Genomic DNA, 17,077 nt, shown 5'->3' on the forward strand with positions numbered 1-17,077 from the left:
AAAGAGCAACACTTAAGTTGCTCTTTTTTTTGCTTTATTGATATCCTTTCGGTTTAGGGTATAATTCTTTCGAATCGAAACTTGGGGGGAAGTATTTTGTCAAAACGTAATACACAACAACGACGACATACAATCATTACATTACTGAACTCACAAGGTGAGGTAGGGGTTGATGAATTAGCTAAACGGTTTGATACGTCAGAAGTGACTATCAGAAAAGATTTAGCAATTTTAGAAAATAGTGGCTTATTACTCCGTAGATATGGTGGAGCAGTTCCCTTACCTAAAGAAATTACCGAAACTAAGAATGAAAATCTTTCTCAACGTAAGATATTAATAGCGCAAAAAGCAGCAATGATGATCAACGATCATAATCGTATTATTATTGATAGTGGTCATACAACGTCAGCACTTGTTACAGAGCTAAATAACAAGAAAGGCTTGGTGGTAATGACCAACTCTTTAGCTATAGCAAACAAGCTACAAACATTAGAAAATGAACCAACATTATTGATGACCGGTGGAACATGGGATACTCATTCTGAATCGTTTCAAGGGCAGGTAGCGGAAAACTCATTAAGATCTTATGATTTTGACCAATTATTTATTGGTGCTGATGGTATTGATTTAGAAAGAGGAACAACAACCTTCAACGAGTTAATTGGGTTATCTCGTGTGATGGCTGAGGTTTCAAGAGAAGTTATAGTAATGGTTGAATCTGACAAGTTTAATAGAAAAATACCCAATGTCGAAATACCGATGAACCAAATACATACTGTAGTAACAGATAATGAATTATCTGAAGAAAACAGAAAAAAAATTATTGATCAAGGCATAAATTTAATTATAGCCGATTAAAAATATACATTATTAAGGAAAAGTTATGTGTGGAATAGTAGGTGCAGTTGCACAACGTGATGTAGTAGATATATTAGTAGAAGGTTTGCGTCGATTAGAATACCGAGGATATGACTCTGCAGGTGTTGCTATTATTGGAGACGATAATAAAATAAATCGTGTACGTCGTTTAGGTAAAGTACAAGAGTTGGCAGATGCTGTTCAACTTAATCCATTAACAGGCGGTACTGGTATTGCTCACACTCGTTGGGCTACTCATGGTGCGCCAAGTGAAATTAATGCTCATCCACATGTATCTAGCGATAACATTGCTGTAGTACATAACGGCATTATCGAAAATCATGAAGAACTTAGAGCCAGACTTACAGGCTTAGGCTACGTATTTGTTTCTGAAACTGATACCGAAGTTATTGCACATCTTGTTCACCACGAATTAAAAACAGCTTCTAGTTTGCGTGAAGCTGTTCAAACAACAGTAAAGCAGCTTGAAGGTGCTTACGGCACAGTAGTATTAGATACTAACGATAAAGATCGTGTTGTTGTTGCTCGTTCAGGTAGCCCATTAGTTATTGGTTACGGTGTTGGCGAGAATTTTATCGCATCAGACATGATGGCGTTATTGCCTGTTACACGTAAATTCTCATTTTTAGAAGAAGGCGACGTTGCTGAAATCACACGTTTTGAAGTTAATATCTTTGATACAAATGGTCAGTCTGTTGAGCGCGAAGCAAAAGAATCTGAAGTAAGTCATGATGCTGGCGATAAAGGCGAATATCGTCATTACATGCTCAAAGAAACTTATGAACAACCAACAGCAATAAGAAATACGCTTGAAGGTCGTTTTACTGAAAACACGATCCAGACAGACGCTTTTGGTAAAAATGCAGACGAAATATTTAAAAATATAGAACACGTTCAAATCATCGCCTGTGGTACAAGTTATCACTCAGGTATGGTTGCACGTTACTGGTTAGAGTCATTAGCAGGCGTTTCATGTAATATCGAAATTGCGAGCGAATTTAGATACCGTAAATCGCATGTACCTAAAAATGCATTATTAGTTACTATCTCTCAATCGGGTGAAACGGCAGATACGCTAGCGGCACTTCGTTTAGCTAAAGAGATTGGTTATAAATCAAGTTTAAGTATTTGTAACGTACCAGGCTCATCTTTAGTACGTGAATCAGACTTAGCCTTTATGACTAAAGCAGGTGTCGAAATAGGCGTAGCATCAACCAAAGCTTTCACAACTCAGTTAGTTGGCTTATTAATGATGACTATAGCCATTGGTTCGCATCACGGCATGAGCTTAGAAACTCAAGCTGAAATTACCAATTCACTACAAAAATTACCAAATAAATTAGAAGAAGTACTCGCGTTAGCTGGGTCTATTGAAGATTTAGCGGAAGATTTTGCTGATAAACACCATTCATTATTTTTAGGTCGAGGTGATCAATACCCGATTGCAATGGAAGGCGCTTTAAAGCTTAAAGAAATTTCTTATATTCATGCTGAAGCGTATGCAGCTGGCGAGTTAAAACATGGTCCATTAGCCTTGATTGATGCTGAAATGCCAGTAATTGTTGTAGCACCTAAAAATGATTTAATTGAAAAATTAAAATCAAACGTAGAAGAAGTAAGAGCGCGTGGTGGTTTAATGTATGTGTTTGCTGACGTAGATGCTAAATTTGAAAGCGACGACACAATGAAAGTCATCAACGTACCTCATTGTGATGACATCATAGCACCAATCGTTTACACACTACCTTTACAGTTACTTTCATACTATGTAGCTATTATTAAAGGTACTGATGTTGATCAACCTCGTAACTTGGCAAAAAGTGTTACGGTTGAATAATTAGTTACTACTTCAGAATATAAGTTGTCGGAGAGTGATAAGTCTCAACATAAGCTAAAGCATAACTATATTGCATTGGCGACTGAGAAAAGTGTTGAGGCTTCGATTTGATATTACAACAATATAAAGTAGCTTAGATGAAATGAGGATTGCTCTTTAATCGAGTACGAGTAATCTTCAATTATACCAAGTTGATTAATTAACTGCTCATTACTTAATGGCTAAAATTAATAACAACGGTAAAGTAGTAATAGCTCAGTATAAACTAAAATGTTTCTGCAACTTCCGATCTAGCCAAAATGGCTCTTGCGTGAATTCGTACAGGCTCATCCACCATTTCACCGTCAACTGAAATTGCACCATCGCCTGAAGATACTATTTTTTTCGCCCAAATAATTTCAGCTTTTGAAGGCAGAAATGCACGCTTAACCTCTCCAATTTGTTTAGGGTGTATACACAATTTCCCAGTGAAACCTAGATTTTTTGCATGAACACTATCATCGAAACTAATGTTTAGATCATCAAGTGCTGTTGTTACACCATCAATAGGAGCCGCGATTCCAGCGAGTCGAGATGCCATTATCAATTCAGACCGTATCGGTAGAAGAATCTCACGCAAATGAGCGCAACCGAGGTCAGCACAAAAGTCCACTGAACCAAAAGCAATTCGTTTAACCCCTTTTGTTGCCGCAATGTTTCCAGCATTTGAAACCCCAAGTGCTGTTTCAATGAGTGCGATAATTGGAATATTTCCCCCCATAGCTTCAAATACACTTTTTACCTGCTGAGGATCTTCAGCTTTGGGAAGCATAACCGCTGCAATAGGAAGTTGGCTAACTGCTTGTAAATCTTCGATGTGCCACGATGAGCCCTCAGAATTTACCCGAACAATAACTGGAAGATCAGTAAAGTCACAAGTAAGTGTCTTACGAGCGTATTCTTTTGCATCAGCAGCTACGGCATCTTCAAGGTCAAGGATGATCGAATCTGCACCAGAAACAGCAGCCTTACCAAAACGTTCAGGTCGGTTTGCTGGTACAAAAAGAGGAGTAACAATATTTTCAATATTTAACATTAAGTGGCTTCCTCGTAAAAAGAATTATGTGCCCAATTACAGCAAGGCGTAGGTTATCGTGCATTATAAAAACAGAAGTTTACTTAATAGGTTTATCTCTCTGGCTTTTTTAACGCAGGAACAGAACCGTAATTACGCTGTTCTCCCACAAATATAGCTGCAGGTGCAGGATAAGATACAGGACCATTTGGAGAATCGACTGTGATCCGACGTAAATGAGGATGATTTGATAGTCCGCCCATATCATTTACTGAAGCAAAAGCGACATCAGCATTATCGAGTAAAACTTCTGCTTCATCTTTAGATAAAGTTGCAAATCGAGCAGCAACAATTCCGTCTGTTTGCTCTCTAATGCCTACACGATCAACATTAGTTGCAAAGCGTGAATCTTTACCAAGTGAAGCATCACCAATAAATTCAGCACAAAGCTTGACCCATTCTCTATCGCTCTGAATAGAGATCAAAATTTGTTGACCATCTTTAGTATCAAAAACACCGTAAGGAGAAATTGATGGGTGAGCCATACCAACACGCTTTGGCGGTTTTCCGCCTTCAAAATGAAGCAGAGGTACAGTGAGCCAGTCGGCCATAACATCAAACATAGAAACTGATATCTGAGCTCCTTTACCGGTTATTCCACGACCAATTAAAGCTTCCAAAATAGCTGCATGTGCAGCTGCACCAGTAGCAATATCAACAACAGAAGTGCCAACACGAGCGGCTTGATCGGGTCCGCCAGTAATAGAACAAAGACCTGACTCTGCTTGAATTAAAAGATCATAAGCTTTTCGATGTGCCATTGGCCCTTCTTCACCATAGCCACTAATAGAACAAACAATCAGTTTAGGATAATCACGTTTAAGCATCTCGAAATCGAAGCCTAACCTGGCTAATGAACCCGGTTTAAGATTTTGAACAAGAACATCAGCTTCAGATAAAAGATTCGTTAGATCGTCTTTTCCTTCAGGGGTAGTTAGATCAACAGTGAAAGTGTCTTTGCCGCGATTAAGCCATACAAAATAGCTGCTCTGACCCGCTGCAACCGTGTCATATCCACGAGCAAAATCTCCAGCTGGTCGTTCAATTTTTATTACCTGGGCGCCAGCGTCGGCAAGGCGAGAAGTAGCAAAAGGAGCTGCAACAGCTTGCTCTATAGCTAATACTTTTAGACCTGCCAGTGGAAGGTTCGATTCTTTAGGGTTTTCCTGCGCGTTGAATTTCATGTTCATTATTCCCTAATTAAGTTTTGTGGGCGTCGGCTTGAGCTTCTGGCATAGCGGCACGAAAACTATCAAGTGCTAAGCACGCAGCCTCTATCCGACAAATCGTTGGAAAAGAAGACAAATCCACATCGAATCGGCGCGCATTATATACCTGAGGTACTAATAAAACGTCTGCTAGAGTCGGTGTATCGCCATGGCAAAATATTCCAGTTTTCGTAGAACGAGTTAATAGCTCTTCTAGTGCAGGAAAACCTTTCTCAATAGTGTTGCGATACCAAATAACTTTATTGTCTGGATCAACTTTCATATCATTAATTAGATAATTTAGAACATTAAGGTTATTAATAGGGTGAATGTCGCAAGCTATAACTTGAGATAATGCTCGCACTCGAGCCCTATCTACTGGCTCTGAAGGGAGTAGTGGTGGCTCCGGGTAAGTTTCATCTAGGTATTCAAGGATAGCTAAAGACTGAGTTAGAATTGTTCCATCATCCAACTCCATTGAAGGTACCTGACGTTGAGGGTTTACCTTTGCATAATTTTCTTTAAGCTGCTCACCACCATCTCTAAGTAAGTGAACTGGAACACTTTCATAAGGTTGACCTTTCAAGCTAAGACCAATACGTACTCGATAAGCAGCAGACGAACGCCAATATGTATATAGTTTCATAGATAATCTCTCTTATTTTATTGTGGTTTGGTCAGATGGATTCAATTTTATACCTTCAGCATTAAGGCGAACTTTTTCCATTAACCTAATTAATGTTTCACGCTCATCCTCTGATAATCCATCGAGTGCTTGTTTTTCTACATCACGTACAATTGGGATCAGCTCGGTCATCGCCTTTTTTCCTTTAGGCGTTAAATTTAAGAGTACCGCTCTGCGATCTGTTGGGTCTTCGTGTCGTTCTAAATATTTACGTTTTTCAAGATCTGCAACACCTCTAGAAACATTAACTTTAGCCATACTGGAATGTTTAACCACATCTTTTGCCGTTACGTGTTTATGTTCGTTAAGCACAACTAAAACTCGCCATTCGTGAACAGAAAGCCCATGAGACATAGCATAAGCTTCTCGAACCTTGCTACTTATTGATGTGTAGTAAACTCTTACCTGATAAGGAAAAAAATCACTAAAAATGAATTCTTTTATTTGTTTGTTCATTGCAATATTGGCTCTCATTTTTCATTAAAGACCTTGTTGATATAAGCAAATGTTATTCAAAAAAACTGTCTTAATAAGTTATATCCAAGTATGGGGTCGTTAAATAAAACTAAATTTGGTTTCATATGGAACTAGTTTAATGGAGGGTGAATAAATTGCAAGAAATTATTAATATTCAAATAAAGCACAATAAAATGAGTTATTAGAGTAATAATTCCATCATAATTAATTTTTAATTAATATATTGAAAAATCACAAGGATAAATATTAATATATTGACATAGTTCCATTTGTAACTAATAATCCGTGAGTGTTTATAGCATGGCATTATGCTCATAGTCAGCTAAAAAAACTTGATGTCGTTAAGTGGGAGATAATCGAGTCGTGGTATAAAAACAAGCGAGATCCTTAGCATAGCTGTGGGATGCGTGATAAATAATTAAGTTTATAAAGGAATCTACACATGAAACTAGCAACGTTAAAAAACGATACACGAGATGGCCAACTAGTTGTTGTATCGCGTGATTTAAGTCAGTGTATTACAGTACCTAATATAGCGAGTTCGCTGCAGCAAGCTCTTGATGATTGGAGTACAACAGAACCGTTACTTAATGCTGTCTACCTTGATCTAAATAATGGTAGTTTAGAGTCTCTGCCTTTTAATCAGTCTGATTGTACTGCACCACTACCTCGCGCCTACCATTGGGCCGATGGATCAGCTTACGTTAACCACGTTGAGCTAGTCCGTAAAGCACGAAATGCTGTATTACCAGAAAGCTTTTGGACAGAACCTTTAATTTACCAAGGTGGTTCAGACGTATTCCTTGCACCGCACGATGATATTCCACTAGAGGATGAGTCTTGGGGTATGGATCTTGAGGGTGAAGTTGCTGTTATAACTGATGATGTAAAAATGGGAACTAAGCCTGAAGACGCGGCAGATAAAATCAAATTAATAATGCTGGTTAATGATGTAACGCTTCGTAACGAAGTACCTGCAGAATTAGCTAAAGGGTTTGGTTTCTATCAAGCTAAACCTTTCGGTACATTTTCACCTATTGCAGTAACGCCTGATGAGTTGGGTGATGCATGGCATGGAGGAAAACTGCATTTGCCATTGCTTGTTACTATTAATGGTGAGCTATTTGGTAAGGCTAACGCTGGCGTAGATATGACCTTTGATTTTTCGACCATTATATCTCATGCGGCTAAAACCCGTCCTTTAGGGGCTGGAACTATTGTTGGATCAGGCACAGTATCGAACAAACAAAATGGTGGCCCTGGTAAGCCTGTTCCAGAGGGTGGGTTAGGTTATTCTTGTTTAGGCGAAATACGTATGATTGAAACCATTCAGCATGGTAAACCAAGCACGCCTTTCTTACGATTTGGCGATCATGTGCGTATAGAAATGAACGATGCAAAAGATTGTTCAATCTTCGGTACCATCGAGCAGACAGTTGTTAAGTTTGATAAATAATTAAAAACTCAATCCCGCTCATTACGGGCTGGATAGTGTTTAGAGTTGTCTAATAAGAAAAAATAGTGAGTAAAGTACAATAACTCTGAAACGTTAGCCTTTCAGGCCAAAAAGTTTGCGATATTTACTTATAAACAAATCCTTACCTTTGATAACACTCGTTACCCAATCTCCAAAGGTTGCAATAACAAGAAATGAATTACCTTTATTTGGTCCTAGTGGTAAAAATAAAGGTGCTTTTCCTGTTGCCCAAGGGGAGTAAGGTTTAATTTGATCTAGTGTCTTTCCTTTCACTTGTTCTTTTAGCATTTTGGTAAGCCATGGTACTTGTCGACTAACAGCAACAATCGTCATAGTATCTCCGTTACTTGCAACATCACCTGCAGCAAATACATTACTAAATGTGGATGGGCGTAAGTATCTATCAACTTTAACACGATCCATTTTATCTTTTGTAATGCTAGGTAACCCGTTAAGTACAGCTGAAACAGCACGTGAACCTATCGCAGGAATGACCAGATCAGCTATTAGTGTATTACCATCAGACAAACTAAGGGTACCAGAATAAGGAGTTGTTAAGCTTTCAAGGTTGTTCACTTTCACGCCTAACTTTATATCAACACCAGCGTCATTAAGTTTTGAGGTAAGGGAGGTTCCAAACTTAGCGGGCATTTGTGAAAATAGACTGGACTCACTAGAGATCAAGGTAACGTTTTTCTCTGGCATTGCATAACTAATTTCACCAGCCAGCTCTGTTCCAACAGTACCTGCGCCGACAATAACAACAGACGATGCTGCTTTTAATTTATCATGTAACCGCGTTACAACAGAACAAAAGTCATCGATGTTATCGCCTATAGGTTTGAAAGCAACTCCATTAGAAGATCCCGTTGCAATAACTATAAAGTCGGCAGCAATGTGTGTGTCATCCATTAACGTGACACCTTTTTCATCTACGCTAGTCACTTTTCCTTCTATTACTTTCCCTGTTGATAGGAGTAAGTCATAAGGCATTAATGCGCGCTCTAATAACGAAGGGTCTACAATGGCACGTATCATTGCTGGCGCATGAACGAAGAATTTACGTTGCTCTATGAGTGTAACGTCAAGATCATTCTCTAACGCTTTAGCTAACTCAACACCTAAATAGCCGCCACCGACTATTACAAGTTTATTTCTCATTTTTAAGACCTATTACTTTTTTGGATAAACAATTTCATGTAAGCCTTCTGACAGATAAGTTTGGCTGACGCCACTTCGAGTAACGATAAGCTCTTCTTTTGCTATATAACGATAAGCATCTTCTCCAGGAAGGAACTCACCTGGTTCAATCATTACTAAAGTTATAAGGTCTATATTGGCGATATAACTTAAATCACCTTTTGAACCTTTAAGCGTTAAGCTTTTCGAGAATGTATAACCCATAATATTTTCTGTCATTATGTCGTTAATGACAGCTGTGGCTTTTACATTCTCTGGATCTGTCATCGATTCAGAAGGAGATATTATGAGAGTTTCACTGTCAGTGACCAATGCACCTGCCTGAAGTATATTATCTTCAAAATCCATAATGACAGAGTAGTCGATGGAAATATCAGGTGAATGTATTTTCCCCCAATACCAATTTTTTACCATACCCGCTAGACTTTTTTCACCCCAATTATGATCGTGATAACCCTTTCCTTTTACTTTTATCGTTTTGCCATTTTTATAAAGTTCGCCTTCGATATGACCAGAAGGAACAGCTACTGTCCAAGGCATTGGTGTGTCGGTTCCTTCTGATGTATACGGGTGATTACCTTTATTTAAGGTTAACTTTGCACCATAACCGTCAATCATTGTAAAAATCTCGTAATGATCGCCACAGTCTTTACAATATTCTTCTTCACCAAATGTTACATCACACTTTACATCGCTAGTTGATACGTCTGTTTCCGTGTACTTCTTTATTCTAGATATTTCAGACTGACCTCTTGGATAAATGTTTAATCTAACAGAAGGTTGTCTTGGTTTTAGCCGAGTGTCATTTAAGGAGAACATTACAACGAGGAAGTCACCATTATCAAAATGAGCATCGAAGTACCACCACTCAAAATGTTCTTCTCTATTGGTGACAGGAAAGTCAATATGAGTTGCATCTGCTTTAACGTAATTAAGTATTTCATTCACCATTTAAAAACCTTTCAAGTATGTAATGTTGAGTGTATTCCATAGCCGTTTAGCAACATATTATTTTTACATGCTTATTAAACAGACCGCAATATATGCGGCCTTGTCATTTTTATCTAAAACTTAGACTTTGGTCGGTACACTAGATCAGCCTCATTGAGTTGTCGATTAACCCAATCTCGCCTTTCTTTAGTAATTTTCTTATCAAGCTTTTCAGCATAAGCTGGATTGTTCAACCGACGTGTACCTCGAATATAATTCTTTGGCGCAGTGACGAGCAAATAAACTAGCCCCCAAAATTTCGCTTTAGGAAGCTCTGCAACCTCATGTGTTTCGGGTGAAACAAAAAATGCAGTCATCGCTATGTTTGACTTGTATTCCCACCAACGCTTAAATCTCTCAAGACCTTTAAGATCTTTAGAAGGTTTAAAGCAATCCATGAAAGATTTACACAGTCGAATACCATCTGGATCATCTGTAGGTTCAGACAAAAGCATCATGTGGTACATGAGTCTCTGCCCCTCCTTTATCGTAGTAGGGAAGGTGACACCATCGAAGCTGTATCCCATCACATGTGACACATAGCGCCACAAATGTAACATAGCTTCAATTTCTTCATCGGTGGCTTTTCGGCCCAGCATACGGCTGGCTTTACCTAACACTAAAGCAGAAATAATCGGTGCACCCAGCAAACCCACTTGGTTGATTGGCATACCTAACTCTTCAGGGTCCCATTTTTCGCTACTAAAAACGGCACGTCGAATAAGAGTATGCAGCAAACGGACTCGAAGCGCTGTTTTCCAGCCTTCCCCAAATTTTTTCATGCCGCCCACTTCAGAAATTTCAGTCCAGAAGTTACAGGTTAACAAGAAACGTTTATATGCAGTATCATCTGAATATTGTCCTGTGGACATTAATGTACGTGAAATGTTACGAACGCGGTAACCGTCTAATGTAGCAATACCTTGAAATTGAAAACCATAAGAACCATAACCACGATAAGTTTTTGCACCGAGCTCTATTTTGTCCCAATCTAGCCATTCTGGATCTTCAGAGACCTCTTCCCAAATAGCTTTCAATTCAGGAGATGGGCTTTCAACGGCATCAATGCCACCCGTCAAAATTTGGTTGATTACTTCGTGCGGGTTCTCGCCGTCACGACGAATTTTAAGAATAGCAGCATCTGATAACGGGTCACCAGACCAGTTCGACATGCTCATTTTTTTCGCGAGTTCAGGATCATATTCAGGGATTTCCTTAAACAAAAGCTTCATGAGTTTGTCTACATTTTTCCGACCAGGATTCTCTTCAAATGGATATACAACCATGTCACTAGGAGGCGCTGTTCGCCCCTCTGCTATTGTTAACATTGCTTGGTCTATTGCAAGCTCTGCAGCAAGATCTTTTTCATCAAGTAATTTCATTAGTGTTGTTCTCCGATGCGAGCGATAACCGATTTTGATTCTAAATAACCACCAAGTCCTTCAGTGCCTAAATCACGTCCAACACCAGATTGACGGAAGCCTCCAGTTGGTACGCCTGCAGGGGGGAAAGCTGCACTATTTATAAACACCGTACCAACGCGCAAGTCACGTGCCGTTCGTTGAAGAGTCGCGTGGTTTGAACCGAAAATGGTTGCACACAAACCATAGTCAGATGCATTAGCTGCCTCGATGACTTCGTTGATATCATCAAAAGTTTCGATAGTCATTACAGGACCAAAAATTTCTTCTGTAAGTAACGCACTATTTTTAGGGAGATCCGTGATAATAGTGGGTTTAATAAAATAACCATCACTTTCAATTGCCTTTCCTCCGACTAGAACTCGACCTTCTTTTTCGCCAAGTTTAATGTAGTTCATTACACGTTCAAATTGGCCTGCAGAGCACATAGGGCCAATCATATTACCATCTTGCAATGCATTACCTTGTGGTAAGTTTTCTGTAAACGCAATACAAGCTTTAGCCAATTTTTCAGCAATAGAGGTATGAGCAATAACCTTAGAGCCAGATACGCAAATCTGACCTGAGTTGGCAAATGTCGCCATGCAAATCATCGGAACTATAGGTTCAAGATCCGCATCACCCATAACAATTACTGGATTTTTTCCGCCTAGTTCTAAACTTAGGCGCACCATTCTATTTGATGCTTTTTCGTGAATGTGTTTACCGATAGAAGTTGAGCCAGTAAAGGCAAATTTGTCTATGTTTGGGTTATCTAATATAGCTTCTCCAACTACTGGACCTTCACCCGTTACCACATTAAATACACCTGCAGGAAAACCAACCTGTCGCACAAGTTCTGCAAGACGGAGTACAACTAATGAGGCGTCTTCAGCAGGTTTCATAACTACAGTACAACCTGCAGCAAGTGCTGGCGCTAACTTCCAGCTCGCTATCATTAATGGAGCATTCCAAGGAATAATGGCACCAACAACACCTACTGGCTCTTTTGTTGTGTAACTAAAGTAATCACCTTCGTGCATATCAGGATCAATATCGATTGTTTCACCCTTAATCTTTGTTGGGAAACCCGCAAAATAACGAAAGGTTTGAACGGTTTTCAACACTTCAAAACCAAGGGCAAGGTGGCGAGGTAGACCTAAATCTGCAGCGATAAGATCAGCAAGTGTTTCACTGTCTTCTTCAATCGCGTCTGCTAGTTTGTTCAGCAGCTTCTCACGATCTTGAGGGCTACATTTACGCCATGGAGAGCCAATAGCAAAAGCGCTTTTGGCCGCCGCACAAGCCCTATCTACGTCTTGCGCTGTTGCGCGAACTGTTTGACCGATGACCGTTGCAGTCGATGGATCAATGACATCAGTCGTTTGATCACTGTTACTGGCTGTCCATTGTCCATTGATAAATAGCCCAGGGTTACTCTCAATGAAATGACGAGATGTGTCGCTGATTAAACCTAAAGCTGATTGCATTACTTTTGTATTCATTATTACTCCCCATAATGCCGTTAACTGGCATTTTTAATGATCGTGTTTTTATTGTTAGTTTAAAATGATAACGCAAATAATATATTACAAATCGTAATGTAAATGCAAACTATATTACAGTGTGTAACGTAAATTAGATTTAATGAAAAGGGATAGTAAATTTTATCCTGAAGTACCACACTATATATAAACGTTTAAGTGTAGTGATTTTCGGATGATTTGATTCAGGTAATATATTGCAAGACTTATAGATAAAGGTAGGTTTAACTTTGAATATGAGTAGAACGTATACTCATGGATCATGGATGTATATTTCATATTACACAAACATAGTTTATTAACATTGCTTGAGAATTTTAAATTATTAATGAGGTAAAAAATTAATCATTGTCATTCGTTTGAAAAGGCTTGAAATTATCAACACCCAAATGAATAAGCTGTGCGACATTGAACGACGTCGTTTCTATATCCCAAGGATTATCTTTTTGTAAAACATTTTGCAAAACACCATCCAGTGCTGCTGTTGTAAAAGTTGCAATAAATTGCATATCGTTATCACCAAGTGAATGACCATAAGACTCTTTAAGTAAACTCATCGCCCTTTTACGGCCGCGCTCTTGCAATAATAACTTTGTTTTTGACCCTGCATGACCTCGTATAGCTAGGTGTAACAGATGATTTTTCTGGATCTATACTATCAAAAACGATACGAAAGTATCCTGCAAGAAGGTTTACACTAGGCTCCATCTTATATTGACTCACCTGCTCAATTTTAATATCTAATTCATCTTGCCATTTCTCTATCGCCTCATCCAAGATTGCCTGTCGTCCTGCATAATTACGATAAAAGGTTGGGCGTGAAACACCTGCTTTTAGCGCTATTTCTTCAATAGAAAGTTCATCTAAAGACTTCGTTTCTAATAACTTTGCGAGCGCTTGCTCGATCTTCTTTCTACTTTTTATTTGTCTTGCGTCCAATAGAAATGATCTCTGTTTAGCTTTAATATCAGGTTAAGGACCAAAGTAAAACATGATTACCTACGTATTCTACTTTGAGTAAATTGGAAATTAGATTGTTATTACGCCTTTAATATATCACATTATTTTTGTTAAATTTTGACCCGGCTCTAAAAGCCGTTGCAATATGTGAGAATTTTTCTCGAGTTTACTCATTCGTTTTATCTAAAATCATTAAGGTGAGTAATATGTATACATATTTCATCAGCATAGTTTCTATATAGAATGTTGGCTTGTTATTTATCATCTCTTTTTTGACTATTTTAGATAAATGACACAAAATCCGAACATTAGCTTACACCATGAATGACGATAAATTGTTCTTTATTGAGAGCGATTATTGTCTTAGCTCGGTTTGCTATAAATAATGTATACCAAAAGGAAATATTTTGACGTTAACTGAACAAGCTATTGAAAAACTACGGGAGGTCATTTTAATTGGTGTTCTTGCAGATGGAACGTCTATTACAGAGAGGCAAATTAGCGATCTTCTGAGCATGTCTCGCACACCTGTGCGTGCTGCAATGCAAGCATTAGCAAACGAAGGTTTGTTGGAGTACGAATCGCAGCGAGGTTATCGGGTTCGTACTATTAATCTTGAGACTATTTTTGATGCATTTAAAGTGAGAAGTGCTTTAGAGGGACTCGCCTGCCAAATAGTGTGCGAAACCGGCCTGTCAAATGAAACGGCTACTGTACTGAAAAGTTGTATTGAAGAAGGGAGAATGTTACTTGAAGGTGCAGGAGAGGGATTTCAGCATAACGAATGGCGAAATATGAATGAGCTATTTCATCAAACTATTGTTAATGCTGCTAATAACGACACGCTTAGTAGCTCTTTGGCAAAGGTGGTTATGATGCCGATGCTTTCATTTAAAGTGATTGCCACTACGCTGACTAGTCCAAATATGACTTTATTGGAAGGCTCGCAGCGCGATCATGAACAGATTTTAAATAGCCTGCAAGCTGGTCAATCAACTCGAGCATCGAATCGTATGCAAGAGCATATTCTGGTTGCTGCTGATTTGATTTCGAAAGATGCTCGAAAGCAACTGTTAGCTGTTAATAAAATATCATCAAGCATTTAACATTGGCGGTTTTATAAACATAGATAAAAACAATATTATTCCTGTACTCCTTAAAAAATAAGGAATACAGGGTTTATATATTATGATGTTATGTACTACCGTGCATGAAATCGTCAACATCAGGTGCACGTTTTGTTTTAGCCCACTCTTCTAACATTGGTCCTGCTCTTTGATTTAACTCTGATACCATTTCTGGTGTTGTTGTGTCTGCTACCAGCTCCATTCTGTGCCCATTAGGATCAAAGAAATATATAGATTGGCAAATTTTGTGATCGGTAGGCCCAACAACTTTTATGCCGCCATCAAGCAAGCGTTTTTTATAGGTTAAAAGAGTTTCCATATCAGCAACTCGAAGTGCTAGATGCTGTACCCAATCAGGTGTGTTCTTATCCATCTGCATGTCTGGTGATTCAGGTAATTCGAAAAATGCTAAAAATGAACCATCACCCATCTTTAAAAAAATATGGATGTGAGGTGACCATTCGCCTGTTGATGGTACCTTATTTTCGGCAACCGAAATGGTTAGATCGAGGTCCATGTATTTTTTATAGAATTCAGTTGTTGTTTTAGCGTCGCGACAGCGATAAGCAACATGGTGTAAGCCATTTACGGTCATATTATTCTCCTGTTATATATTAATCTAATAAATTCTATAACTACTTTTGGAACCAAAGCAGGGTCATAAATCGTAGCGATTTCAAATAGTCTTATTTTTATGTAGGTTTCCCTTAGCGTAGATACAATCAAATAGTTCTTACTCCTATTTAATATAAATACACTTGTTCTGATGATGAACTTACCTTAGTGGTATACATTTTACTAGAAAAATCTAACAATACGTGTATATTAAACTAAAATGTATACCAAAAGCATTTTGAAAATAATAATTATTTCTAATAGGTCATGGGGAGAAGAACAATATGTTTAATAATAAAAACTTAAATAAAAAAGTATTAGCAAGCACCGTAGCAATGTCCATCATTAGTGGAAATACACTAGCAGGAGCTATTGATTTTAGTGGAATGCCGATGATTAAACTATTTGAGGAAGGCACTTTTATTGAAGCTACATACAGTCAAATTTTAGTAGATTTTTCAGGAAAAGATGTCGCTGGGTTTGATACTGGCGATCTAACGGATGACATTAAAGTTTATTCATTTACTTATAAGCAAGATATAAACGAAAAACTATCGTTTGCATTAATAAAAGATACACCATTTTATAATGAGACAACTTATGATGAAGGCATTTTTGCGGGGGTAAAAAATAAAGTAAAAGTTGATAGTATTACAGGTCTATTGAGATATAAACTTAACGAAAATTGGGCGGTACATGGTGGGGTAAGTGGTCATAAAAAGAATGCAACGACGCTTGTTCCTACTACTTTAGTTGAAGGAGGATATACGCTTGAAGCTAAAGGTAACGTCAGTTTTGGTTACGTAGCTGGGGCAACATATGAAATTCCGCAGTATCATGTACTTGTTGGACTCACATACTTTTCTGAAGTTGACCAAGAGTTAGATGCAACAGAAAATGGAGTAGAAACAGGGAAATTTGATGTTACGACTCCAGAATCAGTTAATCTCGACTTTCGATTTCCTGTAAGTACAAAAAACTTGGTTTTCGGTACGGTAAGGTGGGCGCATTGGAATGGCTATGAGGTAAAGCCACCGAGCGGATTTCCCATTGCAAATACTTCAGATGACTCATATAAATATAGCTTAGGGGCTGTGCATCTATTCACGGATCAGTGGGTAGGATTCGTACGTGGCGGTTATGAATCAGGGCCAAATGATGAACAAACTCTTAATGGCTTTTATGGCAATATAAAACAACTTGGAATTGGTGCATCTTATACACAGGATAAGATAAAGGTGACTGGGTTTGTAAATCGTATTGTTACTGAAGCAAAAACAGGTATTGTAGGCTCATTTGACGATGGTTCTGCAACCATGTTAACACTCTCTATTCAGTATAATTTTTAAAGTTAAAAGTAGATTACGCTTATAGCTAAAAAGTTGATTACAGCATTATTTCCAACGAGTACCAAGTAGTGAATAGTTGGAAGTAATTGTTTTATAGATCAAAAAATAGTTTATACCATTTTTCATCACTTCGTGATTACTGCGAAAATATAGGGAACATTAGAGGGGTTAGCCTTGCATAATGGTAGCCAAATTATTGCATAAGCAAGTACCTA

General features: G+C 38.3%; 16 protein-coding genes. 5 read left to right on the forward strand and 11 right to left on the reverse strand.

What is annotated here, in order from left to right; translation table 11 throughout:
• Nucleotides 1-96 precede the first annotated feature (96 nt).
• A complete protein-coding gene (locus ACPUVN_RS16600; RefSeq protein ID WP_426359205.1) occupies nucleotides 97-858 on the forward strand; it encodes a DeoR/GlpR family DNA-binding transcription regulator in 762 nt (253 codons plus the stop codon).
• Nucleotides 859-883: 25 nt separating this feature from the next.
• A complete protein-coding gene (glmS, locus tag ACPUVN_RS16605; RefSeq protein WP_426359204.1) occupies nucleotides 884-2,716 on the forward strand; it encodes a glutamine--fructose-6-phosphate transaminase (isomerizing) in 1,833 nt (610 codons plus the stop codon).
• A gap of 265 nt (nucleotides 2,717-2,981) precedes the next feature.
• Here the strand turns inward: glmS and ACPUVN_RS16610 are convergent, their stop codons facing one another.
• From ACPUVN_RS16610 to ACPUVN_RS16625, 4 genes are all read right to left on the reverse strand, one after another.
• The gene (locus tag ACPUVN_RS16610) at nucleotides 2,982-3,791 is read right to left on the reverse strand and encodes an HpcH/HpaI aldolase/citrate lyase family protein (RefSeq protein ID WP_426359203.1); all 810 of its coding nucleotides are present in this window, start codon (nucleotides 3,789-3,791) and stop codon (nucleotides 2,982-2,984) included.
• A 92-nt stretch (nucleotides 3,792-3,883) separates the two neighbouring features.
• Complete coding sequence (locus ACPUVN_RS16615) at nucleotides 3,884-5,014, reverse strand: CaiB/BaiF CoA transferase family protein (RefSeq protein ID WP_426369476.1); 1,131 nt, start codon at nucleotides 5,012-5,014, stop codon at nucleotides 3,884-3,886.
• 16 nt (nucleotides 5,015-5,030) lie between these two features.
• Nucleotides 5,031-5,684, reverse strand: coding sequence for a maleylacetoacetate isomerase (gene maiA, locus ACPUVN_RS16620; RefSeq protein WP_426369477.1), 654 nt, complete (start codon nucleotides 5,682-5,684; stop codon nucleotides 5,031-5,033).
• Between the two features lie 12 nt (nucleotides 5,685-5,696).
• A complete protein-coding gene (locus ACPUVN_RS16625) occupies nucleotides 5,697-6,179 on the reverse strand; it encodes a MarR family winged helix-turn-helix transcriptional regulator (protein WP_426369478.1) in 483 nt (160 codons plus the stop codon).
• Nucleotides 6,180-6,642: 463 nt separating this feature from the next.
• Here ACPUVN_RS16625 and ACPUVN_RS16630 point away from each other — a divergent pair, with 463 nt between their 5' ends.
• Nucleotides 6,643-7,656 carry a fumarylacetoacetate hydrolase family protein gene (locus ACPUVN_RS16630; RefSeq protein WP_426359198.1) on the forward strand — a complete coding sequence of 338 codons (1,014 nt, stop codon included), beginning with the start codon at nucleotides 6,643-6,645 and terminating at the stop codon, nucleotides 7,654-7,656.
• A 93-nt stretch (nucleotides 7,657-7,749) separates the two neighbouring features.
• On the opposite strand, the gene ACPUVN_RS16635 is transcribed toward ACPUVN_RS16630, so the two are convergent.
• From ACPUVN_RS16635 to ACPUVN_RS16660, 6 genes are all read right to left on the reverse strand, one after another.
• Nucleotides 7,750-8,838 (reverse strand): NAD(P)/FAD-dependent oxidoreductase, encoded by a 1,089-nt coding sequence (locus tag ACPUVN_RS16635; RefSeq protein WP_426359197.1) that lies wholly within the window; start codon nucleotides 8,836-8,838, stop codon nucleotides 7,750-7,752.
• Nucleotides 8,839-8,850: 12 nt separating this feature from the next.
• Complete coding sequence (locus ACPUVN_RS16640; protein WP_426359196.1) at nucleotides 8,851-9,828, reverse strand: hypothetical protein; 978 nt, start codon at nucleotides 9,826-9,828, stop codon at nucleotides 8,851-8,853.
• 113 nt (nucleotides 9,829-9,941) lie between these two features.
• The gene (locus ACPUVN_RS16645) at nucleotides 9,942-11,090 is read right to left on the reverse strand and encodes an oxygenase MpaB family protein (RefSeq protein WP_426369479.1); all 1,149 of its coding nucleotides are present in this window, start codon (nucleotides 11,088-11,090) and stop codon (nucleotides 9,942-9,944) included.
• Nucleotides 11,091-11,248: 158 nt separating this feature from the next.
• Nucleotides 11,249-12,772 carry an aldehyde dehydrogenase family protein gene (locus tag ACPUVN_RS16650; RefSeq protein WP_426369480.1) on the reverse strand — a complete coding sequence of 508 codons (1,524 nt, stop codon included), beginning with the start codon at nucleotides 12,770-12,772 and terminating at the stop codon, nucleotides 11,249-11,251.
• Between the two features lie 380 nt (nucleotides 12,773-13,152).
• Nucleotides 13,153-13,368 (reverse strand): hypothetical protein, encoded by a 216-nt coding sequence (locus ACPUVN_RS16655; protein WP_426369481.1) that lies wholly within the window; start codon nucleotides 13,366-13,368, stop codon nucleotides 13,153-13,155.
• A gap of 7 nt (nucleotides 13,369-13,375) precedes the next feature.
• On the reverse strand, nucleotides 13,376-13,750 hold the full coding sequence (locus ACPUVN_RS16660) for a TetR/AcrR family transcriptional regulator (RefSeq protein WP_426369482.1): 375 nt from the start codon (nucleotides 13,748-13,750) through the stop codon (nucleotides 13,376-13,378).
• 428 nt (nucleotides 13,751-14,178) lie between these two features.
• Between ACPUVN_RS16660 and ACPUVN_RS16665 the strand changes: the two genes are divergently transcribed.
• Nucleotides 14,179-14,877 (forward strand): GntR family transcriptional regulator, encoded by a 699-nt coding sequence (locus ACPUVN_RS16665; protein WP_426359192.1) that lies wholly within the window; start codon nucleotides 14,179-14,181, stop codon nucleotides 14,875-14,877.
• Nucleotides 14,878-14,965: 88 nt separating this feature from the next.
• Here the strand turns inward: ACPUVN_RS16665 and ACPUVN_RS16670 are convergent, their stop codons facing one another.
• Entirely contained in the window at nucleotides 14,966-15,493 is a 528-nt protein-coding gene (locus tag ACPUVN_RS16670; RefSeq protein ID WP_426359191.1) for a VOC family protein, read from the reverse strand.
• A gap of 304 nt (nucleotides 15,494-15,797) precedes the next feature.
• Between ACPUVN_RS16670 and ACPUVN_RS16675 the strand changes: the two genes are divergently transcribed.
• Nucleotides 15,798-16,862, forward strand: coding sequence for an OmpP1/FadL family transporter (locus ACPUVN_RS16675; RefSeq protein WP_426359190.1), 1,065 nt, complete (start codon nucleotides 15,798-15,800; stop codon nucleotides 16,860-16,862).
• Nucleotides 16,863-17,077: the final 215 nt, after the last annotated feature.

It is taken from the genome of Pseudocolwellia antarctica (genome assembly GCF_049933045.1).
Classification (GTDB): domain Bacteria; phylum Pseudomonadota; class Gammaproteobacteria; order Enterobacterales; family Alteromonadaceae; genus Pseudocolwellia.

Bases quoted from the DNA above. Each gene is read 5' to 3' on its own strand.
- glmS (WP_426359204.1), top strand. From the start codon at position 884: ATGTGTGGAATAGTAGGTGCAGTTGCACAACGTGATGTAGTAGATATA.
- ACPUVN_RS16610 (WP_426359203.1), bottom strand. From the start codon at position 3,791: ATGTTAAATATTGAAAATATTGTTACTCCTCTTTTTGTACCAGCAAAC.
- ACPUVN_RS16615 (WP_426369476.1), bottom strand. From the start codon at position 5,014: ATGAAATTCAACGCGCAGGAAAACCCTAAAGAATCGAACCTTCCACTG.
- maiA (WP_426369477.1), bottom strand. From the start codon at position 5,684: ATGAAACTATATACATATTGGCGTTCGTCTGCTGCTTATCGAGTACGT.
- ACPUVN_RS16625 (WP_426369478.1), bottom strand. From the start codon at position 6,179: ATGAACAAACAAATAAAAGAATTCATTTTTAGTGATTTTTTTCCTTAT.
- ACPUVN_RS16630 (WP_426359198.1), top strand. From the start codon at position 6,643: ATGAAACTAGCAACGTTAAAAAACGATACACGAGATGGCCAACTAGTT.
- ACPUVN_RS16635 (WP_426359197.1), bottom strand. From the start codon at position 8,838: ATGAGAAATAAACTTGTAATAGTCGGTGGCGGCTATTTAGGTGTTGAG.
- ACPUVN_RS16640 (WP_426359196.1), bottom strand. From the start codon at position 9,828: ATGGTGAATGAAATACTTAATTACGTTAAAGCAGATGCAACTCATATT.
- ACPUVN_RS16650 (WP_426369480.1), bottom strand. From the start codon at position 12,772: ATGAATACAAAAGTAATGCAATCAGCTTTAGGTTTAATCAGCGACACA.
- ACPUVN_RS16655 (WP_426369481.1), bottom strand. From the start codon at position 13,368: ATGAGTTTACTTAAAGAGTCTTATGGTCATTCACTTGGTGATAACGAT.
- ACPUVN_RS16670 (WP_426359191.1), bottom strand. From the start codon at position 15,493: ATGACCGTAAATGGCTTACACCATGTTGCTTATCGCTGTCGCGACGCT.
- ACPUVN_RS16675 (WP_426359190.1), top strand. From the start codon at position 15,798: ATGTTTAATAATAAAAACTTAAATAAAAAAGTATTAGCAAGCACCGTA.